The following is a 26,184-nucleotide window of genomic DNA, read 5'->3' on the forward strand; positions in this document are numbered from 1 at the left end:
TCATGACCCGATCTCCTCCGCGATCCGCACCTTGGCCGCCGTCTTGGCGATCACTTCCTCCACGCTCACTCCGGGCGCGGTCTCCACCAGCACCAGCCCGTCCTCGCTCACGTCCAGCACGGCGAGGTCGGTGATGACCCGGTCCACGCACGCCCTCCCGGTCAGCGGCAGCGCGCACTCCTCCAGGATCTTCGGCGAGCCGTCCTTCGCGGTGTGGGTCATCACCACGATCACCGTGCGCGCCCCGTGCACCAGGTCCATCGCCCCGCCGATCCCGGTGACCAGCTTCCCCGGAATCGCCCAGTTCGCCAGGTCACCCCCCGCCGACACCTGCATCGCCCCCAGCACCGCCACATCGATGTGCCCGCCGCGGATCATCGAGAACGACAACGCCGAATCGAAGAAGGACGCCCCCGGCAACACCGTCACCGTCTCCTTCCCGGCATTGATCAGATCCGGATCCACCGCATCGTCCGCCGGATACGGGCCGGTGCCCAGGATGCCGTTCTCCGACTCCAGGATGACCTCGACGCCCTGGGGGAGATAGTTGGGGATCAGCGTCGGCAGCCCGATACCCAGATTCACGTACTGGCCGTCCGCCAGCTCCCGCGCCGCCCGAGCCGCCATCTCCTGCCGCGTCCAGGCCATCAGCCGCTCACCGTCCGCTGCTCGATCTTCTTGTCCCCGGCCTGCTCGGCCGTCAACGCCACCACCCGCTGCACGAAGATCCCCGGCAGATGCACCGCATCCGGATCGATCTCCCCCGGCTCGACCAGCTCCTCCACCTCCGCGATCGTCACCCGCCCGGCCATCGCCGCCAGCGGGTTGAAGTTCCGCGTCGACTTGTTGAACACCAGATTCCCGTGCCGGTCCCCCCGCGCGGCCCGCACCAGCGCGAAATCCGTGCGGATGCCCCGCTCCAGCACATACTCGGTGCCGTCGAACTCGCGGACCTCCTTCGGCGGCGACGCCAACGCCACCCCGCCCTCCCCGTCATAGCGCCACGGCAGCCCGCCCTCCGCCACCAGCGTGCCCACCCCCGCCGGCGTGAAGAAGGCCGGAATCCCCGCCCCACCCGCCCGCAGCCGCTCCGCCAGCGTGCCCTGCGGAATCAGCTCCACCTCCAGCTCCCCGGCCAGATACTGCCGCGCGAACTCCTTGTTCGCCCCGATGTAGGAGCCCGTCACCCGCGCGATCCGCCCGGCCGCCAGCAGCACCGCCAGCCCCGACTCCATCGCCCCACAGTTGTTCGACACCACCGACAGACCCGCCACACCCCGCTCGAACAGGGCCTGGATCAGCACATTCGGCACCCCGCTCAACCCGAACCCGCCCACCGCCAGCGACGCACCCTCCGGCACATCCACCACCGCCTCAGCGGCCGAACTCATCACCTTGTCCATCAGACGGCCGCCAGATCGGAGGGGTGCTGAGCCAGGGGCGTGACGTCGAGCGTCATGTATGGGAAGAGAGGGAGGTTCCACAGGATCCGGTGCAGTGCCTCGTTGTCGGCGACGTCGAAGACGCTGACATTGGCGTACTGCCCGACGCACCTCCAGATGTGCGCCCACTCCCCCGACTTCTGCAGGTCCTGGCAGTAGGCCCTCTCACGGGCCACCAGGTCCGCGCGGACGCCGGGGTCGAGGTCGCGCGGAATCGCCACGTCCATCCTTACCGCGAAGAGCACGGCCGATCACACCCTGTCGAGGACGAAGTCGTACGTGACCTCGCGGCCGCTGCCGCCGGACACCGGCGAGGGGGCGAGGATCAGTTCGGGCTTGACGGCCGAGGCGATGTCGTCGGTGACGTGGTTGCCACCCTTGAAGTAGAGCTGGGTGGTGATGAGTTGGTGGCCGGGAGCCGAGACCTTCAGGTGCAGGTGGGCAGGGCGCCAGGCGTGCCAGCCGGCCGCCGCGATGAGCTTGCCGCAGGAGCCGTCGGTCGGGATCTGGTACGGGGCCGGTTCGATGGTGTGGATCCGGAAGTGGCCGGTGTCGTCGGCCGTGACCGTGCCGCGCAGGTTCCACTCGGGCAGGTTGGGCGCGAACTGGGAGTAGAAGCCGTCGTTGTCGGCGTGCCAGATCTCCACGGTGGCGCCGGTGAGCGGGGTGCCGTCGACCGAGCGCACCTGGCCCTGGAAGAGGAGCGGGGTGCCCTCCTCGTGCGGGCGCATGGGGAGGGTGCCTTCGGCGGGCAGGCTCGGCGACTCGGGAATGTAGTAGGGACCCTCGATGGTGCCCTTGCTGCCCTGGCGGTTCTCGTTGGCGACCTCCTCGACGACGTGCTCCAGCCACACGTCGAGGAAGAGCGGCCACTCACCGTCCTCGCCGACCTGGATGAGCCACGACTTCAGGGCGTCGTACTCGTCGTACGTGACCTTGTGCCGGCGGATGATGTCGTGGGCGGCGGTGAGGAGTTCGGTGACCAGGGTGTCCACGCGCTTGGTCTCCACGTCGGCCGCTCCGGCCCGCTGCTTGGCGCGGAACTGCTCGGTGGCGGCGGCTCCGGAGGCGGCCGCGGTGGCCTGGTCGGTGATGATGTCCGTCATTGTCTTCCCGTCCCTTGGAAACATCTCGGATGACGTGTCAGGTGTCCTGGCGGTAGCGCGCCAGCTTTTCGGGGTCGATGCCGATGCCGAGTCCTGCGCCTTCGCGCAGGCGCAGGGTGCCGTGCTCGATGGTCAGCGGCTCGGTGAGGAGGTCGTCGGTCATGTCGAGGAAGTTGGACAGTTCGCCCGCGTGCCGGGAGGTGCTGCGGTGGGCGGCGCCGAAGGTGACCGTGCACAACGTGCCGATCTGGCCGTCGATCTGATTGCCCATCACCACCTCCACACCGAGTCCCTCGCACTCGTGCAGCACGCGCTGGGAGGCGGTGAAGCCGGTGCGGGCGGTCTTGATGCTGATGGCGGTGGCGGAGCCGCCGAGGAGTTCGCGTGTCACCTCGGCGGCCCGGGTGGCGCTCTCGTCGGCGATGAAGGGGATGGGGCTCCGCGCGACGAGCCAGCGGCGGCCCAGCACGTCGTCGGCGGGGCAGAGTTCCTCGGCGAAGGTCAGGCCGAGATCCGCCATCTCGTGCAGGGCGCGTGCCGATTCGGAGGCTGTCCAGCCGCGGTTGCCGTCGATGTAGAGGCCGACGTCCGGGCCGAGTGCCTCGCGCAGGGCCCGGCAGGCGGCGACGTCCTCGCCGTAGGGCTGCCGTCCGACCTTCACCTTGAAGGTGGTGATGCCGTACGTCTCCCGGATGCGCTCGGCGTCGGCGACCATCTCGGCGGCCGGCGCGAAGCCGACCATGTGGCTGACGCGCATGCGGTCGGCGTAACCGCCGAGCAGCCCGGAGACCGGCAGGCCCGCCGCCTGGCCGAGGATGTCCCAAAGGGCCATGTCGACGGCCGATTTGGCGGCGGGATTGCCGACGGTCCGGTCCAGCCGCTCGTGGACGGCTTCGCGTTCCAGCGCGGTCAGGCCCATCAGCTGCGGGGCGAAGATCTTGTCGATGACGGCGACGATCGACTCCTGGGTCTCGCCGTACGTGTACGGACGGGGCGGTGCCTCGGCCGTGCCGACCAGGCCCTCGTCGGTGTGCACCCGGACCAGGACGTGATCGGCGGTGTGCACTTCGCCGCTGGCGAACCTGAGGGGTTTCGCGTACGGGATGGCGAAGGGGACGGCCTCCACCTTGACGATCTTCATGCCGCTCCTTCAAGGAACATGTCGTTCTGCTCCAGCACCTCGAGGACGTTGCGCAGCAACGGGGACTCGTCGTCCGCACGCCAGGCCAGCACGAGCGGCACCGTCAGCGCGTCCTCGATGTCCTTGCACACCACGCCCTCCCGGGGCGCGGAGCGGATCGACTCCGGCAGGACCGCGACGCCCAGGCCCGCCGCCACCAGGGCGAGGGCGGCGGAGGTCTCGGTGATCTCGTAGGCGAGGTGCGGGTAGAAGCCGGCGGCCAGGCAGCTGCGGACGACGGCGTCGTTGAGCACGGAGCCCAGGGTGGCGCCGTACATGATGAAGTCCTCGTGCCTCAGCTGTTCGATCCGGACGACGTCGTCCTCGGCGAGCCGGTGTTCGGCGGGTACGGCGGCGACGAGCCGCTCGTCGGCCAGCGGGCGGAGGGTGATGCCCTCCTGGCGGACGGGCGGGCGCAGGACTCCGACGTCGAGGCGGCGCTCGATCAGCCCGAGCTCCTGGGCAGGCGTGAGCATCTCGGTGTGCACCTCCATCATCACGTGCGGCAGCTCCCTCTTCAGCAGGCGTGCCAGGGCGGGCAGTTGGCGGTACGAGGCGGCACCCGTCAGGCCGACCCGAAGCACCCCCTCCACGCCCTCCGCGAAGCGGCCCACGCGCGTCACCGCCTCGTCGACGGCTTTGAGGATGTGCTCCACATCGGTGCGGAACACCTCGCCGGCGCCGGTCAGCGTGACCTGCCGGGTGGTGCGGGCGAAGAGCTCCACACCCAGTTCCGACTCCAGGCGGCGGATCGCCTGGGAGAGCGGGGGCTGGGCCATGTGCAGGCGTTCCGCCGCCTTTCCGAAATGACGTGTCTCGGCGACGGCCGCGAAATACCGAAGGTGCCTGAGCTCCATCGGGCTGCCCCTTTCCTTTTCGGGGCCCTCGAATGCGTTCAGCGTAGAGAGGGGATCCCATACGACACAAATACCTGATTGCAGCTTATTAAGACGCTGCCGATATCAATACCCCCCTGAGTCAACCCTGGGGGAATGTCCGGGGCCGACTCCGCACTGCGCTGACATGGTGCTGAAAAGCAACCCATGGTGCTGAAAAGCAACGGCAGCGGGCGCCGCACAGCCGGGCGCCCGGCGTGGAAGGGAAGGGACGGGATGATGGCCGAGGACTTCAGGCGGGCACGGACCATCCTCGACGACGCCCTCGTGGAAGACCCCGACAACGGTGTGTACCGGGTCCGGCGCAATGTCTTCACGGACGAGGAACTCTTCGAGCTGGAGATGCGGCACATCTTCGAGGGGAACTGGGTCTATCTCGCTCATGAGAGCCAGATCCCGGATATCGGTGACTACTTCACGACGTACATCGGCCGCCAGCCCGTGGTCATCTCCCGTGGCAAGCAGGGCGAGTTGCACTGCCTGATCAATGCGTGCAGCCATCGGGGCGCGATGCTGTGCCGCCGCAAGACCGACAACCGCACGACGTTCACCTGTCCTTTCCACGGCTGGACGTTCAGCAACACCGGCCGGCTGCTGAAGGTGAAGGACCCGCGTGAGGCGGGTTACCCGGAGCAGTTCGACAAGGACGGTTCGCACGATCTGAGGAGGGTCGCCCGCTTCGAGAGCTACCGGGGTTTCCTCTTCGGCAGTCTCAGCGACGACGTCAAACCGCTGCGCGACCATCTGGGTGACGCGGCCGTCGTGATCGACATGATCGTCGACCAGTCCCCCGAGGGCCTGGAGGTGCTGCGCGGCTCGTCCACGTACCACTACGACGGCAACTGGAAGCTCCAGGCGGAGAACGGCGCCGACGGCTACCACGTCTCCGCCACCCACTGGAACTACGCGGCCACCCAGGCCCGCCGCACCTCCGGCGAGTCCAAGAACGACACCAGGACCATGGACGCCGGCGGCTGGTCCAGGCAGCAGGGCGGCTTCTACTCCTTCGACCACGGCCACCTGCTGCTGTGGACAAGGTGGCTCGACCCCGCCAACCGGCCGCTCCACAGCCGGCGCGACGAGCTCGCCGAGCAGTTCGGAGCCGACAAGGCGGACTGGATGATCGGCGTCTCCCGCAATCTCTGCCTGTATCCGAACGTCTACCTGATGGACCAGTTCAGCTCGCAGATACGGCACTTCCGGCCCATCTCCGTCGACAGGACCGAGGTGACGATCTACTGCATCGCGCCGAAGGGCGAGCCGGCCGAGGACCGGGCCCGCCGTATCCGCCAGTACGAGGACTTCTTCAACGCCACCGGCATGGCCACACCGGACGACCTGGAGGAGTTCCGCTCCTGCCAGAAGACGTATCTGGCCTCGGCCGCCCCGTGGAACGACCTCAGCCGCGGTGCCGTGCACCAGATCGACGGTCCGGACGAGGACGCCAGGAAGATCGGCATCAACCCGGTCGCCAGTGGGGTGCGCACCGAGGACGAGGGGCTCTACCCCGTCCAGCACGGCTACTGGCGCGACACCCTGCGCAAGGCCCTGGGGGTGACCAAGTGAGCACGGTCACCGATGAGTTGACCATCGAAGGTGTTCGCCGGTTCCTCTATCGCGAGGCCCGTCACCTCGACGACCGCGAGTTCGAGCAGTGGCTGGAGTGCTACCACCCCGACGCCGAGTACTGGATGCCGGCCTGGGCCGACGACGACGGGCTCACGGCCGACCCGCAGCGCGAGATCTCCCTGATCCACTACCCGAACCGGGCAGGCCTGGAGGACCGCGTCTTCCGCATCCGCACCGACCGCTCCAGCGCCACCAGCCTCCCCGAACCGCGCACCGGCCACAACATCACCAACGTGGAGATCACCGGCCGTGAAGGCGACTCGATGGACGTGCGGTTCAACTGGTTCACGCTCTACTACCGCTACCAGACCGTCGACACCTACTTCGGCACGTCGTACTACACGCTCGACGTCTCCGGGTCCGATCCGCTGATCACGCGCAAGAAGGTCGTCCTGAAGAACGACTACGTGCACCACGTCGTCGACATCTACCACGTCTGAGCCGCACGAAATGAGCAGCCGCATGTCCTTCCAGATCGCCCTGAACTTCGAGGACGGCATCACCCGGTTCGTCGAGTGCCGTCCGGACGAGACCGTCGCCGAGGCCTCGTACAAGGCACGTATCAACATTCCGCTCGACTGCCGCGACGGCGCCTGCGGCACCTGCAAGTCGAGGTGCGAGTCCGGCAGTTACGACGGCGGCGACTACATCGACGAGGCGCTCACCGACGACGAGGCCGAGCAGGGCTACTGCCTGCCCTGCCAGATGACCCCGCACAGCGATCTCGTCCTGCGCATCCCCTCCTCATCGGCCGCCGCCAGGACGTCCGCGGCCACCTTCGGTGCAACGCTCGCCGGAATCCGCCACCACTCCCCCAGCACCGTCGAGTTCACGGTCGACGCGGACGAGCGGGACGGTCTCGACTTCCTGCCCGGCCAGTACGTCAACATCGCCGTGCCCGGCACCGGCCAGTCCCGCTCGTACTCCATGAGCTCCGGCCCGACCCAACGCCAACTGTCCTTCCTGGTACGGACGGTGCCGGGCGGGGCCATGTCCGGCTACCTCACCGAGCGCGCCCGGCCCGGCGACCGGCTGGAGTTCACCGGCCCGATGGGCAGCTTCTATCTGCGCCAACTCGCCCGTCCCACGCTCCTGTTGGCGGGCGGCACCGGACTCGCACCCCTGCTGTCGATGCTGGAGCGCATGGCGCAGCAGCCGGTGGGCCACCCGGTCCGTCTGCTCTACGGCGTGACCGGCGACCAGGACCTGGTCCACCTGGACACGCTGGCCGACTACGCCGAGGTCATCCCGTCCTTCACCTTCGAGCACTGCGTGGCCGACGCAGCGAGCAGCGCCCGCAACAAGGGCTTCGTCACGGGCCTGATCGACTCCTCGACCCTCCACGACGGCGACGTGGACATCTACCTGTGCGGCCCGCCGGCCATGGTCGACGCGGTCCGCGGACACATCACGTCCCTCGGTGTGATTCCGGCGAGCTTCCACTACGAGCGGTTCACCCCGGCTGCCGTACGCGAGACGGCGGAGGCGGCGTGAGCGTGCATCCGGGGCGGTTCGCGGGCAAAGCGGTGGTGGTCACCGGTGCGGCCCAGGGCATCGGGCTCGCGGTCGCCGGCCGGCTCGCCGCCGAGTCCGCCCTCCTGACCCTCGTGGACCGCTCCGAGCTGGTCCACGAGGCGGCGGCCGGCCTGGACGCGCACGCGGTGACCGCCGACCTGGAGACCTACGCGGGCGCCGAGAAGGCCGTGGCGGCCGCGCTGGAGCGGCACGGCCGGGTCGACGTCCTGGTGAACAACGTGGGTGGCGCGATCAACTTCAAGCCGTTCACCGAGTTCTCCGCGCCCGAGATCGAGGCGGAGATCACCCGCTCGCTGCTCACCGCGCTGTGGTCCTGCCGCGCCGTGCTGCCGGCCATGGCGGAACAGGGGCGCGGCGTGATCGTGAACGTGTCCTCGGCGGCGACCCGCGGCATCCACCGCATCCCGTACTCGGCGGCCAAGGGCGGCATCAACGCGCTCACCGCCTCCCTCGCCTTCGAGTACGCCGACGCCGGCATCCGGGTCGTCGCCACCGCGCCGGGCGGTACCGAGGCGCCGCCGCGCCGGGTCTCCCGCGGCACTCCCCCGCAGCGGACGGCGCAGGAGAAGGACTGGTTCCAGGCGCACATCGACCAGACCCTCGCCTCCTCGCTCCTCGGGCGGTACGGCACCCTCGGCGAGCAGGCGGCGGCGGTCTGCTTCCTCGCCTCCGACGAGGCGTCGTACATCACCGGGACGGTGCTGCCCGTCGCCGGCGGCGACCTCGGCTGACGGTTCCCGGTGTTAGCGTGCGACCCATGGAAGACCCCGCTGAGCAGCGACGACGCCTCGTCGGCCGGGCGCGGGAGGCCGCCGCGCTGACGGACGCCGTGCGGGCCTCCGGCGCGGGGCACGCAGGCGTCGTCCTGGTGGAGGGGCCGGCGGGCATCGGCAAGACGGCACTGGTCGAGCATGTCCTCGCACAGCACGCCGGTCAGGCGGCGGTACTGCGCGTGTCCGGGGTCTCCTGGGAGTCGGACGTGCCGCTCGGACTCGCCGGTCAGCTGCTGCGGGGCGACCCCGCAGGCGGCACCCTGCCCGATGCGAACGCTCCCGGGGCGGTGCTCGACACGGGCCGGCTCCTGCACCGCCAGTGGGTGGCCGTGCAGGAGCACGAGCCGCTGGTCGTGGTGATCGACGACGCCCATTGGGCCGACGTGGAGAGCCTGCGCGCAGTCGGTTCCGCAGTGCGTCAGATGTCCGCCGAACGGGTCCTCGTGGTCCTGATCGCCCGGGACGAGGTGCACGATCTGTACGAGGTCCGGGGGCACCGCACCGAACTGCCGCCGTCGGTGCTGGCGGCCCTGGAGTTCCTGGACGCCTACCGCGACGGCGCCGTACGGCCCGGCCCGCTCGGGCCCGAGGAGGTGCGCGAGCTCGCGGCACGCACCACGGGTCCCGTCCTCGACCTGCCCGCGGCCCGGCACCTTTGCCGCCACACGGGCGGCAATCCCCGGTATCTCACCGGGCTGCTGCTCGAGCTCCCGCCGGAGACGTGGCGGCAGTGGCGTCCCGAACTCCCGGCCCCCGCACGGTCCTCGGCCCGGATCGGCCACCGGCTCGCCGGGTGCGGTGCCGACGCACGTGCCTTGGTGGAAGCGAGCGCCGTACTCGGGGCGGACGCCTCGCTCGCCGAGGCCGCCGCGCTGTCGCAGGTCGCCGAGCCCGTGCCGGCGGCGGACGAGGCGGTGTCGTCCGGGTTGCTGGCGGCCGGCGTCGAGCCGGGGCACGCGAAGCTGGTCTTCGCGCATCCCCTGGTGCGCGCCGCCGTCCTCGGCGGGATCGGGCTCGGCCGTCGCGTCGCGCTGCACCGACGGGCGGCCGAGGTCGTCGCCGACGAGGGCCGCCGACTGGCGCACCTGGTCGCCGCCGCCACCGCCACGGACGACACGCTCGCCGACGCGCTCGACCGCTACGCCGGGGAGCGTGCCGCGGCCGGGGAATGGGCCGCCGTCGCCGAGGCCCTCGTACGGGCAGGGCGTCTGACCACCGGGCGGGGTGCACGCGAGGACCGGATGCTGCGCGCGGTGGACGCCATGGTCGGGGCGGGCGACGTGCCTCAAGCCATGGCGTTCGCCGACGAGTTGGAGAGCTATCCCGCGGGGACGTTGCGCGACGCCGTCCTCGGCTACCTGGCCATCATGCGGGGCCGGCCGGCCGAGGCGGAGGCCCTGCTCACCGAGGCATGGCGGCGCTGCGACCCGGAGCGCGAGCCCGGCCTCACGGCAACGGTCTGCCAGCGTCTCGTCCTGCACGCCCTGGGCCGCTGGGACGGGAAGGACATGGTCGGCTGGGCCCGCCGGGCCATCGAGCTGGCGACACCGGGCGACCCGTCGGCCATCGAGTCCGAGGCGGTACTCGGGCTCGGGCTGGCCGCCATGGGCCGTGCCGAGGACGCCCTGGCCACGTACGAGGCGGCGGCGGCCGAACTGCCCGGCGGAGCCCAGCCCCAGCGTTTCGGGCTCGGGCGCGGCTGGGTCGATCTCGCGCTCGACGCGCCCGAAGCCGCCCGTCCCCTGCTCGAAGCGGCCGTGCCGACCGGCTACCGGCTGGGCTCGACCAGGATCTCGCTGTGGGCGCAGGGCTGGCTCGCCCGCACCCAATTCGCCCTGGGCGCCTGGTCGGAGGCGCTGGAAACGGTGCAGCGGGCCGCCGCCCATCTCGCCGAGGCGCGCATCGAACTGGCCCGCCCGCTCGTGCACTGGACCGGCGCCCAGATCCACGCCCTGCGCGGCGAGTGGGACCTGGCCGACCGGCATGTGCGGGCAGCGGCCGTCGGCCTTCACCACTACGAGGTCATGCTGGTCCCGGCGTGTCTGGCCCGCGCGCAGGTCGCCGAGGCACGGGGTGACTACCGCCGGGTCGTCGAGGCCCTGTCACCCGTGGCCCAGCTCGGAGCGCGGGAGTCGATCGACGAGCCGAGCTTCTGGCCCTGGCCCGACGTGTACGCCAACGCCCTCGTGATGACCGGCCGCCTCGACGAGGCCGACGCCTTCCTCGCCCCGCACGAGGAACTGGCCGCCCGCCGGCGCCGGCGCTCCGCACAGGCCCGCCTCGGACTGGCCCGCGCCCGGCTCACCGCGGGCCGGGGCGACATCGGTACCTCACGCAAGGAGTTCGAGCAGGCCCTGGCCCACCTCGAACACCTTCCGCTCCAGTACGACCGCGCCCGGGTCAACTTCGCCTTCGGGCAGACCCTGCGCAGGGCGGGCAAGCGCCGCGACGCCGACGCCGTGCTGATGAACGCTCGCGACGCCTACGCCACCCTCGGCGCCCGCACCTACGTGGCGCGCTGCGACCGGGAGCTCCAGGCGGGCGGCCTGCACGGCACACGTCCGAGTGCGGGCATGGCCCAACTCACCCCGCAGGAACGGGCGGTGGCGCGCCTCGTCGCGGGCGGCGCCACCAACCGGCAGACGGCTCTGGAACTGTTCATCTCCGTGAAGACGGTCCAGTACCACCTGACGCACGTGTACTCCAAGCTCGGCATCCGCTCGCGCAGCGAACTCGCCGCTAGCTTCCGGGAGGACGAACCCTCGGACTAGCCGCCGGCTTGGGGCAGCGGCACGCCCGACGCCGCGGCCCGCTCTGCGCCTGCCGAGCGAATATGACGCACGAAAAGACCCGCTGGCCGGAATTCACCCTGGTGTGACCACTGTTGACCGGTGAGAGTTGAGAATCATTCAGTTACCAGTGGTAATGCCTTGCTTTTACGTCACACTTACCCGTAGACCTTGCTCGACAATCTGCCGTGGCTCTGGGGGGAGTTATCGCATGCAAGGCACGATTGACGGGTTCCGCTATGGCGCGGTGACCCCGGTGGCGGCCTATCTGACGGCCTGTCTGGGTGGGGCTCTGGGACTGCGCTGCATCGTCCGGTCCCTCGTCAACGAACAGTCGTGGAAGGCCGGTTGGCTGGCACTCGGCGCCGCGACGATCGGCTGCGGCATCTGGACGATGCACTTCATCGCCATGCTCGGCTTCCAGGTCGCGGAGACCGGTATCCGTTACGACCTGGGACTCACTCTGCTGAGTCTGGCCGTGGCGATCGTCGTGGTCGGCATCGGCGTGTTCATCGTCGGCTACCGGGGCTCCGGCAAGGTGACATTGGCCGTCGCCGGCGTGATCACCGGTATCGGCGTCGCCGTGATGCATTACATCGGCATGGCCGCGATGCGAATGAACGGAGACATCCAGTACAGCAGCGTCACCGTCGCCCTGTCCGTCGTCATCGCGATCGTCGCGGCAACCGCCGCACTCTGGGCGGCCGTCACCGTACGGGGCTTCATGACGAGCCTCGGAGCCAGTCTGGTCATGGGGGTGGCGGTGTCCGGCATGCACTACACGGCCATGGCCGCCGTCAGCGTCCATGTGCACGGAAACGGCAGTGCGGCCTGGTCGGGCGATTCGCCCTCCTCTCTGCTGTTCCCCATGCTCCTGGGTCCCGCCGTCTTCCTTCTGCTGGCCGGTGTGGTGGTCATGTTCGACCCGCTGCTGGTGCTGGGTGACGGCGAGTGGAGCGACTCGGGTTCACGCTCGCGCTTCAAGCCGGCGTCCCGCCGGACCTCCGCGGCCGGAGCACCACCGGAGCCCGCTCCGGAACACGGCACCGCTCTCTTCGGCGGCCCCGTCATCTCCGCCCGCCCCCGGCAGGAGGACTACGGACCGGCCGCGCCCGCCACGCCGCAGTGGGCGCCACCTCCCACCAGCGACGAGTGGTGAACCACAGCCACCGACCCGCAGATCCGGTGCGGCGGAGGCGGGCAACTCGACGGACCCGGCAGCCCCTTGCCCACCCCCGCCGCACCGACTGTGCGCACCCCTTCCGCTTTCCCACTTGATCGTTGTTACGGTTCACCGGTGTCTGACTCTTCACGCGATACCGCCGAAGGCGCCGGCTGGGGCGCAGCCGAGCGCGGCGAGTACAAGCAACTGATGCCCGCCAAGGTCGAGAAGCTCTCCTGGCTCGACCCCAGGACGTTGTGGGCCGCCCGCAACGGCGTACTGGCGTCCTGGTTCGGCGATCCCACGGGCCACACACGCGGCAGATGGGTGGCCCAGCGCGAGGCCGCCGGCGCGCCCGCCGACAAGGTGATCCGGCGCACGGACGCGGACCGGTTCTCCTTCATGGTCATCGGGGACACCGGAGAGGGCGACGATCCCCAATACGCCGTCGTACCGGGCTTCCTGAAGGTCAGTCAGGGCACGGACTTCGCCGTGGTCGCCAGCGACGTCATCTACCCCGTCGGCACCGCGGACGACTACGGCACGAAGTTCTTCCGCCCCTACCAGGACTACCAGGCGCCCATCTACGCGATACCGGGCAACCACGACTGGTACGAGGGCCTGGGCGGGTTCATGCGCGTCTTCTGCGACGACGCCCCGCCCCTCGCCCCGGAGCCGGCGCCGCGCCCCCTGACCCGGGCCTGGATACGCAACCTCCTCTGGCACCGTCCGCGCCCGCAGGACGGCCAACACCTGGACCAGGAACGCCAGTTGCGGTCCGCTCCCGCCCAACAGGCCGTCCAGCCGGGCCCGTACTGGGCCGTCGACGCCGGACCGCTGCGGATCATAGGCATCGACACCGGCCTGCTCGGCACCATCGACGCCGAACAGGGCGCCTGGCTGCGCGAGGTGTCCAAGGGCCCCCGCCCGAAAATCCTCGTCACCGGATCGCCCCTCTACGTCGACGCAGAGCACCACCCCTGCACCATCGAGGGCGGCCACGGCACCGTCGACGACATCGTCCGCGACCCCGACCACCACTACGTCGCGGCTATAGGCGGCGACATCCACAACTACCAGCGCTACCCGGTCACGGTGGACGGCCGCACCATCCAGTACGTCGTCTCCGGCGGCGGCGGTGCGTTCATGCACGCCACCCACACCATCCCCCGCGTCGACATCGCGAACGTCACCGAGAAGGACTTCCGCTGCTATCCGCTGCGCGGTGATTCCCTCGCCTTCTACAGCAGGCTCTACGGACGACGGCTGCGTCTGCGGCGCCTGTTCGGCCTCTCCGAGGACGAGGCCATGGCCGTGATCGCCGAGCGGCTCGGCATCCCGCCGACCCGCACCCCGGGCGGACCGGTGCGCGTCACCCGCCGTGCCCGCATCGTGGCCGGCCTGCTCGGCGCCGGCGGCCGCCCCGACCGCACCTCGCGCTTCCGCCTGCCGGTGCGCAAGATCTACACGCAGCTGTTCTCACCGAGTTCGGCGACGTACAGCCCGCCCTTCTTCAAGTGCTTCCTGCGCCTGGACGTCACTCCGGAAGCCGTCCACCTGCGCTGCTTCGCCGCCACCGGCAACCGCGCCCAGGAGATCGATCCGCCGGTCGAGGACGAGGTGACCATCCCCCTGACCTGAGCCGCCGACCTGAGGCGCGGCGCGGGAACACCGCAGGCCACAGGGCGGTTGGCACTGCCGTACGCGATGGAACGATCAACGACGGAGGGGCCCATGCCGCCGACCTCACGCCCCCTGCGCAAGCTGGGCTTCCTCACGATCGGGCTGTTCGACGAGGCGGACCCGCGCCGGGGGCACGAGTCGACGCTGGAGATCATCGAGCTGGGCGAGCGGCTCGGATTCGACAGCGCGTGGCTGCGCCACCGCCACCTCCAGTACGGCATCTCCTCCCCCGTCGCGGTCATGGCGGCGGCCTCGCAGCGCACCAGCCGCATCGAACTGGGCACGGCGGTCATCCCGCTCAGCTGGGAGAACCCGTTGAGGCTGGCCGAGGACCTCGCGACGTCCGACGTCCTGTCCGGCGGCCGCGTCAACCCGGGCGTGAGCGTCGGCCCGCCGATGCACTACGACCAGGTCAAGGAGGCGCTCTACCCCGACACGGGCGACGCGGAGGACTTCTCCTACGAGCGCGTACGGCGTCTGCTCGACTTCGTGCGGGGCAAGAGCGCCACGGACTTCAGCGGCGTCGACGGCTTCGAAGTGTTCGCGGACCGGGTGCAGCCGCACTCCCCGGGTCTGGGCCGCCGGATGTGGTACGGCGGCGGCAGCCTGGGGTCGGCGCGATGGGCGGGCGAGCAGGGCATGAACTTCCTGACCAGCAGCGTCGTGAAGGTGGAGGAGGCGGACGGGCCCGAGTTCGACTTCGCGGAGATCCAGCTCACGCACATCCGCGCCTTCCGCGCCCACCATCCCGACGGGGACGCGGCGCGTGTCTCGCAGGGGCTGGTCGTCATCCCCACCGACTCCGCGTCGCCGCAGCAGCGGGCCAAGTACGAGGAGTACGCGGCCAGTCGGACGCCCCGGACGACCTCACCCCAGGGCCCGGCACGGCTGCTGTTCGCGCCGGACATCGTCGGAACGTCGCAGGAGATCGCCGAACACCTCCACGCCCACGCCGCGTTCCGCGAGGTGGACGAGGTGGCGTTCGCGCTGCCGTTCACCTTCGAGCACGAGGACTACGTGCAGATCCTCACCGACATGGCCACGAAGCTCGGCCCGGCGCTTGGCCATCGGCCGTCCGACTAGCCTCACCAGCGCCCGGGTTCGGTCCCGACGATCGCCTCCGACGACCTGCCGTCCACCCCGGCCGGCACTTCCCCGGTCAGCATCACGCGGTGCATGATCCGGGGATGGCCGAGGTGGGCGCTGTCGCTGGGGGCGAGGTGGATCGTGGCCCGGTTGTCCCAGAAGGCCACGCTGCCCGGCTCCCAGCGGAACCGCACCGTGTACTCGGGCCGCACCGCCTGCTCCAGCAGCATGTCCAGGATCGCCCGGCTCTCCGGTCGGGAGACGCCGGTGATCTGCTCGAGGTAGTAGCCGTTGACGAACAGCACCCGCTCGCCCGTCTCCGGATGTACGCGCACCAGCGGATGGACCGAGGCGACCTGGTGGTCCAGCAGATGGCGCAGATACGAGTCGTCGCCGGGCCGTGGCTGGTAGCCCACGCCGAGCCGGTGCTCGGCCCTCAGCCCGTCGGCGAACTCCCGCACGGGAGCGGACAGTCCGGCGTACGCGGCCGCGAGGTTCGACCAGGTGGTGTCGCCTCCGTACGGCGGCACCGTCTCGGCGCGCAGGATCGTCGCGGCCGGCGGGTCGATGCGGGCGCCGTGGTCGCAGTGCCAGCCGCGCAGCAGCGTATGCCGGCGGCGCTGCAGCCACTCCTCGTGCTCCATGCCGAACTTCCCGCCCAGCTCCAGCCGGTCGGCGGTCGTCTCGACCTCGGGAAAGTCCGGCGGCGAGGCGCTGCCCCGCTTGCCCAGCACGACAGGCTCCCCGAACCGGCGCGCGAACGCCACATGTCCCGCGTGGACCAGCCGCTGCCCACGGAAGAACACCACCTTCCAGCGCAGCACCGCCGCCCGGATCGCGGCGACCACGGCGTCGTCCAGGTCGCCGGCCAGATCGACGCCCGAGATCTCGGCACCGATGTGCCCGGCGACCGGACACACCTCGATCCCCGCGGCCCGCGCCGCGTCCGTCACCCTGTCCGCCGTCATACACGCTCCGATGCTCGTCGGTCCGGTATCCGATCTTCGCAGGGAGACGGCGATACGACGACCGGGACGGCCCTCTACACCGAGAACTCCCGTATCACCGTGTTCCGGAACACCGCCGTCCCGTCGATCGTGAACAGGGCCAGTCCTGTGTCGACCAGATACGGGAACACCTCGCTGGAGTGCACGTACCGGCCGTCGTCCACGTACATCTCGACGGACGTGCGGTCGACGAGGATGCGGAGCCTGACCGTGCCCGCGGAACGGTCGAACGGGGAGTGGCTCTCCTGCCACTTGCCGGAGGAGTCCGGGTTGACGGTGTTGCGGCGGTTGAGGAAGGCGAAGTCGCCGTAGACACCGGCGTCGATGTGCCGGCCGCCGTCGGGTGAGCGCCGCAACTGCACTCCCGCGCCGGTGAGTTGGTCCCAGGTGACCTCGGTGGTGAGCTCGTAGGAGACGCCCTTGTAGTCGAGCACCCTGGTCCCGTTCACGGTCACGTCGCCGAGGTTCACCGTGCGGGAGACATGGGCGTCGAGTGCCGAGACCGGCCGGGAGGCGAGGTAGTAGCTGCCGGAGGCGCCGGGCTTCAGCGTCACCTCGCGGACGACGGAGTCGGTGCCGTTGAAGCCGTCGCAGTCGATGGTGGGTGTGGTGCCCGGGTAGTCCCAGTTGTTCAGCCAGCCGATGGCGTACCGGGTACTCGGGTCGAGCGTGCCCTTCGCGTCCCGCTTCTCGAAGGTGACCGCGCCGTACCAGTCCCAGCCGTGGTCGAGCCACTGCGGCTCCGCGGCGTCGGCGGTGAACGCGCTGCCGTCGAAGGAACCGGTCCAGTACGCATAGGTGTTGGGCAGCCCAGTGCCCTTGCCGTTCGCACTCACCCCGAGCACCCACTTCGCCGCGCCGTCCCCGGCGGTGATGCGGAACAGGTCGGGGCACTCCAGGGTGCCGATCCCGTCCTTGACGTAACTGCCCGCGTACAACCACGACTTGAGGTCGTCCGAGTGGTAGAAGCCCACCTTGTTGCCCTCGGCGAGCGCCATCACCCAGCGGTCGCGGTCCTCGTCGCGGATCACCTTGGGGTCGCGGAAGTCGGCACCGGCCCCCGGGCTGGGCAGGACGGGATCGGTGCCGTGGTGGGTGAAGGTGCGCCCGCCGTCGGTGGAGTAGTACAGGAACTGCGCCTGATGGTCGGTGCCGCCGCCGGGTGACATGGTGGCGATGACGATCACCGCACCGGCGCCGAAGCCCGCCGTATCGCCCGTGTCCAACACCGCCGAGCCGGACCAGACGTCGCCGTTGACGGTCGTGTCCTTGGGGACGGCGACGCCGCGGTCCGTGAAGGAGACCAGGTCGGAGGTGGTGGCCAGGCGCCAGGCCGTGCCCACGGCGCCGGTCAGGTAGTCGGCGTTGTAGAGGTAGTAGTAGTGGTACTCGCCGTCGATCCAGACCGGGCGCTGCGGGTCGTTCTTCCAGGCGTCGGGGACCGTGAAGTGGTAGGCGGCGCGATAGCTCGCACAACCCGCCCTGGCCACCCTGGGTTTGGCGGCGGCCGGTGGCGCGGACAGCAGCACGGCGGCTCCCCCGGCGGTCGTTCCGGCCAGCATGGCTCTCCTGGACAACCCACGCATCACTCGTCGTTCCTCTCGTACGGAGGCGGCTCATGTGATGCAGGACTCTGCGACCTAACTCGTTAAAGGTCAAGTCGTCCCGACCCTTGACACGACCGTGCCGCACTTTCCATCATCTGGGGCGTCAACCCTGATCTAACACGAGTTAGGCCCTCAGATGACCGACTCGCACACCACCCGCCGCGCGCTGCTGCGGTACGGCGCCTACGGGGCGGGAGCCGCCGCCCTGGCCGGCACCGCCGCGAGCTGGGACCGGCTCACCGGAGCCGACATCCCCGGGCGCGACGACGGCTCACTCGTCGTCGCCACCCTCGGCCCCGCCTACGGCCCGGAGGCCATCCGCACGCTCACCGAGGGCTTCCGGAAGACGCACCCGGACATCAAACTCCGGATCAACGCGGTGCAGGCCGTCGACTGGCCTGACTTCTTCGCGAAGATCCTCACCCAGATCGCCGCGGGCACCGCACCCGACCTGGTCTACGTCGCCACCGAGGGCGTGCAGCTCTTCGCGCAGCGCCTCGGGGTCGCCCTCGACCCCTGGATCAAGCGGGACGCGGCCGAGCTGAAGGAGTACTTCGCCGACGTCCACCCCTCGCTGGTCGAATCGATGATGTACGAGGGGCACCTGTACCAGCTGCCGGTCGAGTTCAACGCCGCCGACATGTACCTCAACAAGCAGGTGCTGAGGCGGGCGGGTGCGGACTTCCCCGCACCGGACTGGACCCGCGACGACTTCACCGCGCTGCTGCGGGACATGAAGAAGTCGAGCGGCTCCCAGTTCACGCCGTACTTCTGGACCAACCGGCTGTGGGGCGGTGTGGTTCCCTGGCTGTTCGCCAACGGCACCAACCTGCTCAAGGAGTCCAAGGCACCCGGCGGCTCCTGGCTGTGGGACTCCTTCTACCCGGCCGCCCAGCGCACGGGCCGCGGCGGCGGCTTCCGCTGGACGACCCCGCAGGCCACGGACGAGCGCGTCGAGGAGGCGTACGACTACCTCGCCTCCCTCATCCAGGAGAATCTCTGCACCCGCCCCGAGGGCGGCAACGGCCAGAACCTCGTCGGCGTGTTCTCCACCGGCCGCGTCGGCGTCACGCCCGCGGGCGGCTTCTGGGCGGGCGGCCTGCATCTCGCCGGGATGAAGTCCGACGCCTTCGACGTGCAGTACTTCCCGCGCCGGCACACCCAGCGCCACCAGTTCGGCGCGGCGGGCTATGCCCTGCTGCGCACCTCCAAGAAGCAGGACGAGGCCTGGGAGTTCATCAAGTACGCGGCCCGCAGGGACACCCTGATGCGGCTGTTCGACACCAACCAGACCACCCCGGCGCGCCGCTCGATGCTGACCGCCGCCCGCTACCAGGAGTCCGGCCCCAAGCACTGGCAGGTCTTCTACGACACCCTCGAAAAGTTTCCCGACACCGGGCCCATCCCCGCCCCGCCGCAGGTCGCCGAGGTGACCGAGGTGCTGCTGAAGCACACCGGCACCGCCCTCGCCTCGCGGCGCTCGGTGCGCCCCGCGCTGCGCCGGATGCAGGGCGACCTGGAGCAGGCCATGGAGCGTGACGTATGACGAACACCCAGGTTCCCGCCGTACGGCCGCGGGCCGCCACGCCCACCGTGGACACACCCCGGCCCTCGCCCCTGCACACGCGCGGCACCCGGCTGCTGGCCGCGCTGTTCCTCGCACCCACCGTCGTCGGCATCGTCGTGTTCACGGTCGTGCCGATCGCCGGCTCGCTCGTGCTGAGCCTGTTCCACTGGAACGTGATCGACTCGCCGAGCTGGGCCGGGCTCGCCAACTACCGCACGGTGTTCACCGATTCGACGGTGCGCGTGTCGTTCCTCAACACCCTCGTCTTCATGGTGTTCGCGGTCGCCGCCCAGCTCCTGGTCGCCCTGTCGCTCGCCCTCACCCTGAACGGGCGGATGCCGACGTGGCTGCGCTCGGTGTTCCGCTCGGCGTTCTTCTTCCCGCTGGTGCTGTCCGCCGCGTCCATCTCGGTCGTCATGAAGTACCTGTTCAACCAGGACTTCGGAGTGGTGAACTGGCTGCTCGGGCTGGTCGGGATAGCACCGGTGCCCTGGCTGACGTCGGAGCACGCGGCGCTGGCCACCGTGGTCGTCGTCTACGTGTGGCAGCAGTTCGGCTTCTCGTTCCTGCTGTTCATCGGCGGCCTGAACAACATCCCCAAGGAGGTCCACGAGGCCGCCGCCCTGGACGGCGCGACCGGCCTGCGCAAGCACCTGCACGTGACGCTTCCGCTGCTGTCGCCCACGCTGCTGGTCGCGACCGTGGTCGGTGTCATCAACGCCCTCCAGGTCTTCGAGCAGCCGTACGTCCTCACCAACGGCGGGCCCGGGGACTCCACCCGCACCGTCGTGATGGTCATCTACGAGACCGCGTTCGAGCAGCTGCGCTTCGGCGAGGCGTCCGCGGTGGGCGTGCTGCTGTTCGTGCTGATCATGGCGGTGACCGCCCTCCAGTTCCGGCTCAGCCGGCGTTTCGTCCACTACCAGTGAGCCGGTGACTTCCATGAGCCAAGCAACCCTGTCCGTCGGCCGCGCCCGGTACTCGCTCGGGCCCTGGGCGCGCGTCGCCGGGCTGACCGTGTGCGCGCTGCTGACCCTCGGTCCGGTCATCTACACGATCGCCACCTCGCTGCGCACCCCGGCAGAGTCCTTCGACCTGCCGCCGCAGATCATCCCCAGCCATCCGACCACGGCCGCCTACCGCGGGGTCTTCGACCAGATCGACGTGTGGCTGCTCGCCCTGAACTCCACGCTGGTGACCGCGCTGATCGCCGTCGGCCAGATGGTCACTGCGGGACTGGCGGGGTACGCCTTCGCGCGCCTCGAATTCCGCTTCAAGAAGCCTCTGTTCGGGCTGGTCCTCGCGACCATGATGGTGCCCTTGCAGGTCACGATCGTGCCGGTGTTCCTGGTGCTGAAGTCGATGGGCCTGACCGACACCCTGCTCGGCCTGATCATCCCGGCCTTCCCGACGGCCTTCGGCACCTTCCTGATGCGCCAGTACTTCCTGGGCATGCCCAAGGACCTGGGCGAGGCGGCCATGCTGGACGGCGCCGGGCCCTGGCGGATCTTCCGGTCCGTGTACGCGCCGCTGGCCGCACCCGGCCTCGCCATCGTCGGGGTCCTGGCCTTCAACTACCACTGGAACGAGTTCTTCCGTCCGCTGATCCTCGAGACCTCCGGCCAGAACTACACGCTGCCGCTGGGCCTGGTATCGCTCCAGGGCAACCTCGGCACCGGCTCCATCTCCGTCGTCCTCGCCGGAGTCGTCCTCTCCATGATCCCCGCCGTCGCCGTGTTCGTCATCGGCCAGCGTCCTCTGCGCGAGGGCATCACGTCCGCAGGAGTCAACCGTTGAACCTCGACCCCAACGCCCCGCGCCTCAGGGTCCGTCCGCCCGCCGGCTGGGTCAACGACCCGAACGGGCCTTTCCGTTGGCGGGACCGCTACCACCTCTTCTACCAGTACAACCCTGACGCGCCCGTGCACGCGAACGTCCACTGGGGCCATGTCTCCAGCCCCGACCTCGCGCACTGGGAGCACCACCCGATCGCGCTCGCCCCGACACCCGGCGGCCCCGACGAGGCGGGCTGCTGGTCCGGCTGCGTGGTCGACGACAACGGCGTGCCGACCGCCGTCTACACCGGCGTGGACCGCCGCCACACAGGCGCCGGCTCCATCTGCCTGGCCCGGGCCGTGGTCCCCGACGACGAGACGCTCACCGACTGGAAACCCCTGGCCGTCCCCGCCGTCCCGGGCCCGCCCGCCGACCTCGACGTGGTCATGTTCCGCGACCCGTTCGTGTTCACCTGCGGCGGACGGCGCTGGGCACTGGTCGGCGCGGGCCACGAGGACGGCACACCGTCCGTCCTCCTCTACGACTGCGCCGACCTCACCGACTGGCGGTTCGCCGGCGTCCTCGTCGACGGCAACGACCCGGTGGCGGCCGACGTGTTCGGCGACAAGGCGGTCGGCTGGGAGTGCCCGCAGATGTTCGAGACGGCCGGCGGCGAGTGGGTGCTCGTGCTGTCGCTGTGGGACGGAGACCCGTGCGCCACGGGGTACCTGACGGGCCGTCTCCAGCCGTGTGGAGAAGCTGAGTTGCGCTTCGGGGCACGAGCCGGTGGCCGACTGGACCACGGCCGGGACTTCTACGCCCCCGCCGTGCTCCAGGAGCCGGGCCGGGCCCTGATGTGGGGCTGGTCCTGGGAGGCCCGCGACCAGGGCGAGGTCGACCGTGCCGGGTGGGCGGGGGTCCTCTCGGCGCCACGGGCCGTGGACCTCCACCCGGACGGCACGCTGCGCGTCGTACCCGCACCGGAGCTCCAGCTCCTGCGTGCGGACACCCCGTTCGTCACCGCACCCGGCAGGGCGGTTCCGCTCCCGCAGTCGTACGACCTCACCGTCACCGCGCAGGTGCCGACCACCGTGAGCCTGCTGCGCTCCGCCTCCGGCGCCGGACTGACCGTCCTGCTGGACCCGGACGAGGGCACCGTGACGCTGGACCGCGGCGACTGGCCGCGGACGAGGCCCGACGGGTCGGCGCCGATCGTCGTACGGGCAACCGGCAGGCAGGTGCGGATCCTTGTCGACGGTTCGCTGCTGGAAGTGTTCGTGGACGAATGCGCGACGATCACCGAACGCGTCTACCGGCGGCCGGGGGACGTGGCCGAGCTCTTCGTGACGGGCGCGGCGGCCGCGGTCGACGGGTGGGAGCTGATCCCGGGAATCCACGGCTGACACCAGGCAGGCCGCCCCCCGAGCGCGGCGGACCGGCACCCGTCCCGCGGGTAGGGATGAACGCCGGCGACCGGGCGCAGCCGTAGCGCAACTCCTGCTCAGCCGGCGGCCGCAGCCGTCACCGGGTGGGAGCTGGTCCCACGGACGCCCGGATGATCACCGGGCACGCGATCCGCCGCGTGGTGGCGGGTGGTGTGCGGCCGGTGTCGATGGAGTCGAGGAGGAGGCGGGCCGCCGCCTCGCCCATCGCGTGGTGGGGCAGAGCGACCGTGGTGAGGGGCGGGGTGAGGAACTCGGCCATGTGTTCCTGGTCGTCGTAGCCCACCACCGACAGGTCCCGGGGAACCTCGACGCCCAGCCCGGTCGCGGCGTGCAGGACGCCCGCCGCGACCCGGTCGTTGTAGCAGAAGACGCCGGTCGGGCGGCGGTCGGCGGGTGAGCCCTCCAGGATGCGTGTCGCCCCCTCGTAGCCGCCGGAGATCTCGCCGCCGGTGCGTAGGACCCAGTCCTTGGGGACCGTGATGCCCTCGGCCCGCAGTGCGTCGCGGAAGCCGCGCAGGCGCTCGACCGAGGCGATGTCGTCCTGTCCGCCGATCACGGCGACCCTCCGGTGCCCCTCCTCCAGGAGGAGCCGGGCCGCCGTACGGCCTCCGGCGCGCTCGGCCGGGATCACGGCGGGCAGGGAGTCGTCCTCGGGCAGGCAGTTGGCGAGGACGGAGTGGGTGCGGTGCAGTCCCTCGGGGACGCGGACCCGGCGCAGGGACATGGCGGCGTAGATGATGCCGTCCACGCGGCGGTCGAGGAGCTCGGCGACGGCCGCGTCCTCCTTGGCCGGGTCGCCGCCCGAGTCGACGGTGAGCACCAAATGGTCGTTGTCCCAGGCGGTCTCCATGGCGCCGCGCAGCAGCCGGCCCGCGAAGGGCGTGGAGGCGATCTCGTCGGTGACCAGGCCGATCACGGCCGTACGGCGGCGACGCAGACCGCGGGCGACGGGGTCCGGGCGGTAGCCGAGCTGGGCGGCGGCCTGGCGGATGCGCTCCTGGGTGGCGGGTGAGAGGTTGCCCTCGGCGCGGCCGTTGAACACGAAGGAGACGGCGGTGTGCGACACGCCCGCGAGCCGCGCGACGTCCCGTGACGTGGGACGCCCCGTACCCGTCGGCCGCCTCTCCTCGGTGCTGCCCATGCCGTCCGCCGCCCTCATCCCCCACCCGTCCGGTTGATCACAGCTCACCCTATCCGTGAGGCTGGAGGTACGGCACAGTCGAGGGAAGGGCTCCACGGTGATCAGCATCCCGACGCACCAGCTCAACGACGGCACGAGGCTTCCCGCGCTCGGCCTGGGCACCTGGCCGATGAGCGACGAGGAGGCGGAACGCGCGGTGTCGCAGGCCCTGCAGACGGGCTACCGCCTGGTCGACACGGCCACCAACTACCGCAACGAGTCCGGCGTCGGCCGCGGTGTCGTCCGCAGCGGCGTCCCCCGCGAGGAGATCGTGGTGACGACGAAGCTCCCGGGCCGGCACCACGGCTACGAGGAGACTCTCGCCTCCTTCGAGGAGTCCCGCGCCCACCTTGGCGTGGAGTACGTCGACCTGTATCTGATCCATTGGCCGCTGCCCCGCGTCGGCAAGTACGTCGACTCCTGGCGGGCCATGATCAAACTGCGCGAGGACGGCCTGATCCGCTCCATCGGCGTCTCCAACTTCACCGCCGAGCACATCGAGCGGCTGGAGAAGGAGACCGGGGTGCTTCCGTCGGTCAACCAGATCGAGCTGCATCCCTTCTTCCCCCAGGAGGAGCTGCGCGCCTTCCACGCGGCCAAGGGTGTCCTGACCGAGAGCTGGAGCCCCCTCGGCCGCGGCACCAGCCTGCTCAAGGATCCCGTCGTCACCGGCATCGCCGAGGCCCTGGGCGTGACGCCCGGGCAGGTCGTCCTGCGCTGGCACACCCAGCTGGGCGCGGTGCCCATCCCCAAGTCGTCGGACCCCGGGCGGCAGCGTGAGAACCTCGACGTCTTCGGTTTCGAACTGGGCCCCTCCCAGCTCGAAGCGGTCGCCGACCGGGCCCACCGGCGCATCGGCGGCGACCCCGAGGTGCACGAGGAGTTCTGAGGCGCAGGCCGGGGTACCCGGCCACGCGCGGAACGGCATCGTACGGAAGGAGCCTGAGGTGGCCGAGCGGGAGAGGCTGCGGGACTACCACCGCAAGCGCGATTTCGGGCGGACCGAGGAACCGCGGGGGCAGGCGGCCGGCGCGGGCGAGGAGCCCCGGTTCGTCGTGCAGATCCACGACGCGAGCACCATGCACTTCGACTTCCGGCTCCAGGTCGGCGACGTACTGAAGTCGTGGTCCGTCCCCAAGGGCCCCTCCGACGACCCGCACGACAAACGGCTCGCCGTGCCCACGGAGGACCATCCGCTGGAGTACGAGGAGTTCGAGGGCGTGATCCCCAAGGGCGAGTACGGCGGCGGCACCGTGATCGTGTGGGACCACGGCGTCTACGAGCCGCTGAGCCACGACCGGAAGGGGCGGCCCGTCGACTTCGAGGAGTCCCTCGAACACGGGCACGCCCGCTTCCGCCTCAAGGGCTCGAAGCTGCACGGCGAGTACGCGCTCACCCGGTTCCGCGACGGGAAGGAAGACGGCGAGGAGGCATGGCTGCTGGTCAAGGCGGGCGGTAAGTCCCAGGGGCACGGGACGCCCGATCCGCGCCGGGCACGCTCGGTGAACAGCGGCCGTACGCTCGCTCAGGTCGCCGCCGACAGCGGGGAGCGGTGAGCCGCGGTGACCGGCCTCCTCGACAGTGACCGACGGGCCGGCGGACGTCGTACGAGAGCGGGCGGTCAGCTGAACGCCGCGGAACTCGACGACAGTTGAACGCGGATTGCCCGATTCCGGCCCCAACTCCCTTGCGCGGCACCTAAGTTCACGGCGGTACTCGATCTTCGCATCCCGTCCTGAGAGGCCTTCCGCATGCGCAACGCGCTCCGTACCGCCCTCGTCGCCACGATCGTCACCGGCACGTTCCTGACGTGCGGCACCGCCGGTGCCACACCGCCCGGCCCAGGAGTGACCGGCAAGCTGATCAGCCAGACCACCGTCGGAGACACGGACTACGTCCTCCGCGAGATCACCGTCCCGCCCGGCCAGAGCACGGGCTGGCACTATCACGACGGCATCGTCTACGGCTTCGTACGCCAGGGCACTCTCACCCACTACCACGCGGACTGCGCCCAGGACGGCCTGTACAGGACCGGCACCACGGTCCGCGAGCCGGGCGGTCCGAACGACGTCCACCTCGGCCGGAACGAGGGCGACTCCCCGCTGATCCTCGACGTGCTGTACGTCCTGCCGCACGGCTCGCCGTACTCGGAGGACGTGCCGAACCCGGGCTGTTCGTTCCAGTGATGAGCAACCGCTGATCGGAGGGCGGTCGGGGGGCCTGCCGGGCCCTCCGACCGCGGGTGTCAACTCTGGTGCGCGCGCAGTGCGGCGAGCGCACCGTCCGCGTGCGTGTTGATGCGCCGTTCGCTGTGGCCCGC

24 protein-coding genes are annotated in these 26,184 nt (G+C 70.4%); 15 read left to right on the top strand and 9 right to left on the bottom strand.

Annotated features, from left to right (window positions below; genetic code table 11):
• From ACIBN2_RS29985 to ACIBN2_RS30010, 6 genes are read right to left on the bottom strand one after another with little or no spacing between them, the layout of a single operon-like run.
• Positions 1-648: a CoA transferase subunit B gene (locus ACIBN2_RS29985; RefSeq protein ID WP_399138923.1), complete on the bottom strand. Its 648-nt coding sequence runs from the start codon at positions 646-648 to the stop codon at positions 1-3.
• The gene (locus tag ACIBN2_RS29990; protein WP_399138924.1) at positions 648-1,403 is read right to left on the bottom strand and encodes a CoA transferase subunit A; all 756 of its coding nucleotides are present in this window, start codon (positions 1,401-1,403) and stop codon (positions 648-650) included. Before ACIBN2_RS29990 ends, ACIBN2_RS29985 begins: the two co-directional genes overlap by 1 nt.
• Positions 1,403-1,687 (bottom strand): muconolactone Delta-isomerase, encoded by a 285-nt coding sequence (gene catC, locus ACIBN2_RS29995; protein ID WP_399138925.1) that lies wholly within the window; start codon positions 1,685-1,687, stop codon positions 1,403-1,405. The genes ACIBN2_RS29990 and catC overlap by 1 nt, the downstream gene beginning before the upstream one ends.
• Positions 1,688-1,693: 6 nt before the next feature.
• The gene (gene catA / locus ACIBN2_RS30000) at positions 1,694-2,548 is read right to left on the bottom strand and encodes a catechol 1,2-dioxygenase (protein WP_399138927.1); all 855 of its coding nucleotides are present in this window, start codon (positions 2,546-2,548) and stop codon (positions 1,694-1,696) included.
• A gap of 37 nt (positions 2,549-2,585) precedes the next feature.
• Positions 2,586-3,689 carry a mandelate racemase/muconate lactonizing enzyme family protein gene (locus tag ACIBN2_RS30005; protein WP_399138929.1) on the bottom strand — a complete coding sequence of 368 codons (1,104 nt, stop codon included), beginning with the start codon at positions 3,687-3,689 and terminating at the stop codon, positions 2,586-2,588.
• A complete protein-coding gene (locus ACIBN2_RS30010; protein ID WP_399138931.1) occupies positions 3,686-4,585 on the bottom strand; it encodes a LysR substrate-binding domain-containing protein in 900 nt (299 codons plus the stop codon). Before ACIBN2_RS30010 ends, ACIBN2_RS30005 begins: the two co-directional genes overlap by 4 nt.
• Positions 4,586-4,840: 255 nt before the next feature.
• On the opposite strand from ACIBN2_RS30010, the gene benA reads away from it, so the two are divergent.
• From benA to ACIBN2_RS30050, 8 genes are all read left to right on the top strand, one after another.
• Positions 4,841-6,190, top strand: a complete 1,350-nt coding sequence (benA, locus tag ACIBN2_RS30015; protein ID WP_399138933.1) for a benzoate 1,2-dioxygenase large subunit — start codon at positions 4,841-4,843, stop codon at positions 6,188-6,190.
• Positions 6,187-6,693 carry a benzoate 1,2-dioxygenase small subunit gene (gene benB, locus ACIBN2_RS30020; RefSeq protein ID WP_399138934.1) on the top strand — a complete coding sequence of 169 codons (507 nt, stop codon included), beginning with the start codon at positions 6,187-6,189 and terminating at the stop codon, positions 6,691-6,693. Before benA ends, benB begins: the two co-directional genes overlap by 4 nt.
• 22 nt (positions 6,694-6,715) lie before the next feature.
• On the top strand, positions 6,716-7,747 hold the full coding sequence (gene benC / locus ACIBN2_RS30025; protein WP_399138935.1) for a benzoate 1,2-dioxygenase electron transfer component BenC: 1,032 nt from the start codon (positions 6,716-6,718) through the stop codon (positions 7,745-7,747).
• On the top strand, positions 7,744-8,520 hold the full coding sequence (gene benD / locus ACIBN2_RS30030; protein ID WP_399138937.1) for a benzoate diol dehydrogenase BenD: 777 nt from the start codon (positions 7,744-7,746) through the stop codon (positions 8,518-8,520). Before benC ends, benD begins: the two co-directional genes overlap by 4 nt.
• A gap of 26 nt (positions 8,521-8,546) precedes the next feature.
• Entirely contained in the window at positions 8,547-11,333 is a 2,787-nt protein-coding gene (locus ACIBN2_RS30035) for an AAA family ATPase (protein ID WP_399138938.1), read from the top strand.
• A 229-nt stretch (positions 11,334-11,562) separates the two neighbouring features.
• Positions 11,563-12,510: an MHYT domain-containing protein gene (locus tag ACIBN2_RS30040; RefSeq protein ID WP_399138940.1), complete on the top strand. Its 948-nt coding sequence runs from the start codon at positions 11,563-11,565 to the stop codon at positions 12,508-12,510.
• Between the two features lie 138 nt (positions 12,511-12,648).
• Positions 12,649-14,154: a metallophosphoesterase family protein gene (locus ACIBN2_RS30045; RefSeq protein WP_399138942.1), complete on the top strand. Its 1,506-nt coding sequence runs from the start codon at positions 12,649-12,651 to the stop codon at positions 14,152-14,154.
• Between the two features lie 93 nt (positions 14,155-14,247).
• Positions 14,248-15,279 carry an LLM class flavin-dependent oxidoreductase gene (locus ACIBN2_RS30050; protein WP_399138943.1) on the top strand — a complete coding sequence of 344 codons (1,032 nt, stop codon included), beginning with the start codon at positions 14,248-14,250 and terminating at the stop codon, positions 15,277-15,279.
• Between the two features lie 2 nt (positions 15,280-15,281).
• Here ACIBN2_RS30050 and ACIBN2_RS30055 read toward each other — a convergent pair whose 3' ends face one another.
• Both ACIBN2_RS30055 and ACIBN2_RS30060 read right to left on the bottom strand, forming a co-directional pair.
• On the bottom strand, positions 15,282-16,250 hold the full coding sequence (locus ACIBN2_RS30055) for a TauD/TfdA dioxygenase family protein (protein WP_399138945.1): 969 nt from the start codon (positions 16,248-16,250) through the stop codon (positions 15,282-15,284).
• Positions 16,251-16,324: 74 nt separating this feature from the next.
• Positions 16,325-17,851, bottom strand: a complete 1,527-nt coding sequence (locus tag ACIBN2_RS30060; protein ID WP_399138947.1) for a glycoside hydrolase family 32 protein — start codon at positions 17,849-17,851, stop codon at positions 16,325-16,327.
• A 181-nt stretch (positions 17,852-18,032) separates the two neighbouring features.
• Between ACIBN2_RS30060 and ACIBN2_RS30065 the strand changes: the two genes are divergently transcribed.
• Genes ACIBN2_RS30065 through ACIBN2_RS30080 form a run of 4 tightly spaced genes read left to right on the top strand, consistent with a single transcriptional unit; the run spans position 18,033 to position 22,642 of the window.
• Positions 18,033-19,442 (top strand): extracellular solute-binding protein, encoded by a 1,410-nt coding sequence (locus ACIBN2_RS30065; RefSeq protein ID WP_399138949.1) that lies wholly within the window; start codon positions 18,033-18,035, stop codon positions 19,440-19,442.
• Positions 19,439-20,392: a carbohydrate ABC transporter permease gene (locus tag ACIBN2_RS30070; RefSeq protein WP_399138951.1), complete on the top strand. Its 954-nt coding sequence runs from the start codon at positions 19,439-19,441 to the stop codon at positions 20,390-20,392. Before ACIBN2_RS30065 ends, ACIBN2_RS30070 begins: the two co-directional genes overlap by 4 nt.
• A 13-nt stretch (positions 20,393-20,405) precedes the next feature.
• Positions 20,406-21,260: a carbohydrate ABC transporter permease gene (locus ACIBN2_RS30075; protein WP_399138953.1), complete on the top strand. Its 855-nt coding sequence runs from the start codon at positions 20,406-20,408 to the stop codon at positions 21,258-21,260.
• Entirely contained in the window at positions 21,257-22,642 is a 1,386-nt protein-coding gene (locus ACIBN2_RS30080; protein ID WP_399138955.1) for a glycoside hydrolase family 32 protein, read from the top strand. Before ACIBN2_RS30075 ends, ACIBN2_RS30080 begins: the two co-directional genes overlap by 4 nt.
• Positions 22,643-22,760: 118 nt before the next feature.
• On the opposite strand, the gene ACIBN2_RS30085 is transcribed toward ACIBN2_RS30080, so the two are convergent.
• Positions 22,761-23,825 (bottom strand): LacI family DNA-binding transcriptional regulator, encoded by a 1,065-nt coding sequence (locus tag ACIBN2_RS30085; RefSeq protein ID WP_399138957.1) that lies wholly within the window; start codon positions 23,823-23,825, stop codon positions 22,761-22,763.
• Positions 23,826-23,922: 97 nt separating this feature from the next.
• On the opposite strand from ACIBN2_RS30085, the gene ACIBN2_RS30090 reads away from it, so the two are divergent.
• The 3 genes from ACIBN2_RS30090 to ACIBN2_RS30100 all read left to right on the top strand — a co-directional run bounded on the left by ACIBN2_RS30090 (position 23,923) and on the right by ACIBN2_RS30100 (position 26,050).
• Positions 23,923-24,753 (top strand): aldo/keto reductase, encoded by an 831-nt coding sequence (locus ACIBN2_RS30090; protein WP_399138959.1) that lies wholly within the window; start codon positions 23,923-23,925, stop codon positions 24,751-24,753.
• A 58-nt stretch (positions 24,754-24,811) separates the two neighbouring features.
• Complete coding sequence (locus tag ACIBN2_RS30095; RefSeq protein WP_399138961.1) at positions 24,812-25,420, top strand: DNA polymerase ligase N-terminal domain-containing protein; 609 nt, start codon at positions 24,812-24,814, stop codon at positions 25,418-25,420.
• A 195-nt stretch (positions 25,421-25,615) separates the two neighbouring features.
• Complete coding sequence (locus ACIBN2_RS30100) at positions 25,616-26,050, top strand: cupin domain-containing protein (protein ID WP_399138962.1); 435 nt, start codon at positions 25,616-25,618, stop codon at positions 26,048-26,050.
• The last annotated feature ends 134 nt before the right edge of the window (positions 26,051-26,184 follow it).

This window comes from Streptomyces sp. NPDC050534 (assembly GCF_044457745.1).
Lineage (GTDB): Bacteria > Actinomycetota > Actinomycetes > Streptomycetales > Streptomycetaceae > Streptomyces.

What these genes read in the sequence shown, in the direction of transcription:
- ACIBN2_RS30085 (WP_399138957.1), bottom strand. Translation starts at nt 23,825, where the DNA reads ATGGGCAGCACCGAGGAGAGGCGGCCGACGGGTACGGGGCGTCCCACG.
- ACIBN2_RS30065 (WP_399138949.1), top strand. Translation starts at nt 18,033, where the DNA reads ATGACCGACTCGCACACCACCCGCCGCGCGCTGCTGCGGTACGGCGCC.
- ACIBN2_RS30055 (WP_399138945.1), bottom strand. Translation starts at nt 16,250, where the DNA reads ATGACGGCGGACAGGGTGACGGACGCGGCGCGGGCCGCGGGGATCGAG.
- ACIBN2_RS30075 (WP_399138953.1), top strand. Translation starts at nt 20,406, where the DNA reads ATGAGCCAAGCAACCCTGTCCGTCGGCCGCGCCCGGTACTCGCTCGGG.
- ACIBN2_RS30040 (WP_399138940.1), top strand. Translation starts at nt 11,563, where the DNA reads ATGCAAGGCACGATTGACGGGTTCCGCTATGGCGCGGTGACCCCGGTG.
- benC (WP_399138935.1), top strand. Translation starts at nt 6,716, where the DNA reads ATGTCCTTCCAGATCGCCCTGAACTTCGAGGACGGCATCACCCGGTTC.
- benA (WP_399138933.1), top strand. Translation starts at nt 4,841, where the DNA reads ATGATGGCCGAGGACTTCAGGCGGGCACGGACCATCCTCGACGACGCC.
- ACIBN2_RS30070 (WP_399138951.1), top strand. Translation starts at nt 19,439, where the DNA reads ATGACGAACACCCAGGTTCCCGCCGTACGGCCGCGGGCCGCCACGCCC.
- ACIBN2_RS29985 (WP_399138923.1), bottom strand. Translation starts at nt 648, where the DNA reads ATGGCCTGGACGCGGCAGGAGATGGCGGCTCGGGCGGCGCGGGAGCTG.
- ACIBN2_RS30035 (WP_399138938.1), top strand. Translation starts at nt 8,547, where the DNA reads ATGGAAGACCCCGCTGAGCAGCGACGACGCCTCGTCGGCCGGGCGCGG.
- ACIBN2_RS30100 (WP_399138962.1), top strand. Translation starts at nt 25,616, where the DNA reads ATGCGCAACGCGCTCCGTACCGCCCTCGTCGCCACGATCGTCACCGGC.
- catA (WP_399138927.1), bottom strand. Translation starts at nt 2,548, where the DNA reads ATGACGGACATCATCACCGACCAGGCCACCGCGGCCGCCTCCGGAGCC.
- ACIBN2_RS30050 (WP_399138943.1), top strand. Translation starts at nt 14,248, where the DNA reads ATGCCGCCGACCTCACGCCCCCTGCGCAAGCTGGGCTTCCTCACGATC.
- ACIBN2_RS30010 (WP_399138931.1), bottom strand. Translation starts at nt 4,585, where the DNA reads ATGGAGCTCAGGCACCTTCGGTATTTCGCGGCCGTCGCCGAGACACGT.
- ACIBN2_RS29990 (WP_399138924.1), bottom strand. Translation starts at nt 1,403, where the DNA reads ATGGACAAGGTGATGAGTTCGGCCGCTGAGGCGGTGGTGGATGTGCCG.
- ACIBN2_RS30005 (WP_399138929.1), bottom strand. Translation starts at nt 3,689, where the DNA reads ATGAAGATCGTCAAGGTGGAGGCCGTCCCCTTCGCCATCCCGTACGCG.
- ACIBN2_RS30060 (WP_399138947.1), bottom strand. Translation starts at nt 17,851, where the DNA reads ATGCTGGCCGGAACGACCGCCGGGGGAGCCGCCGTGCTGCTGTCCGCG.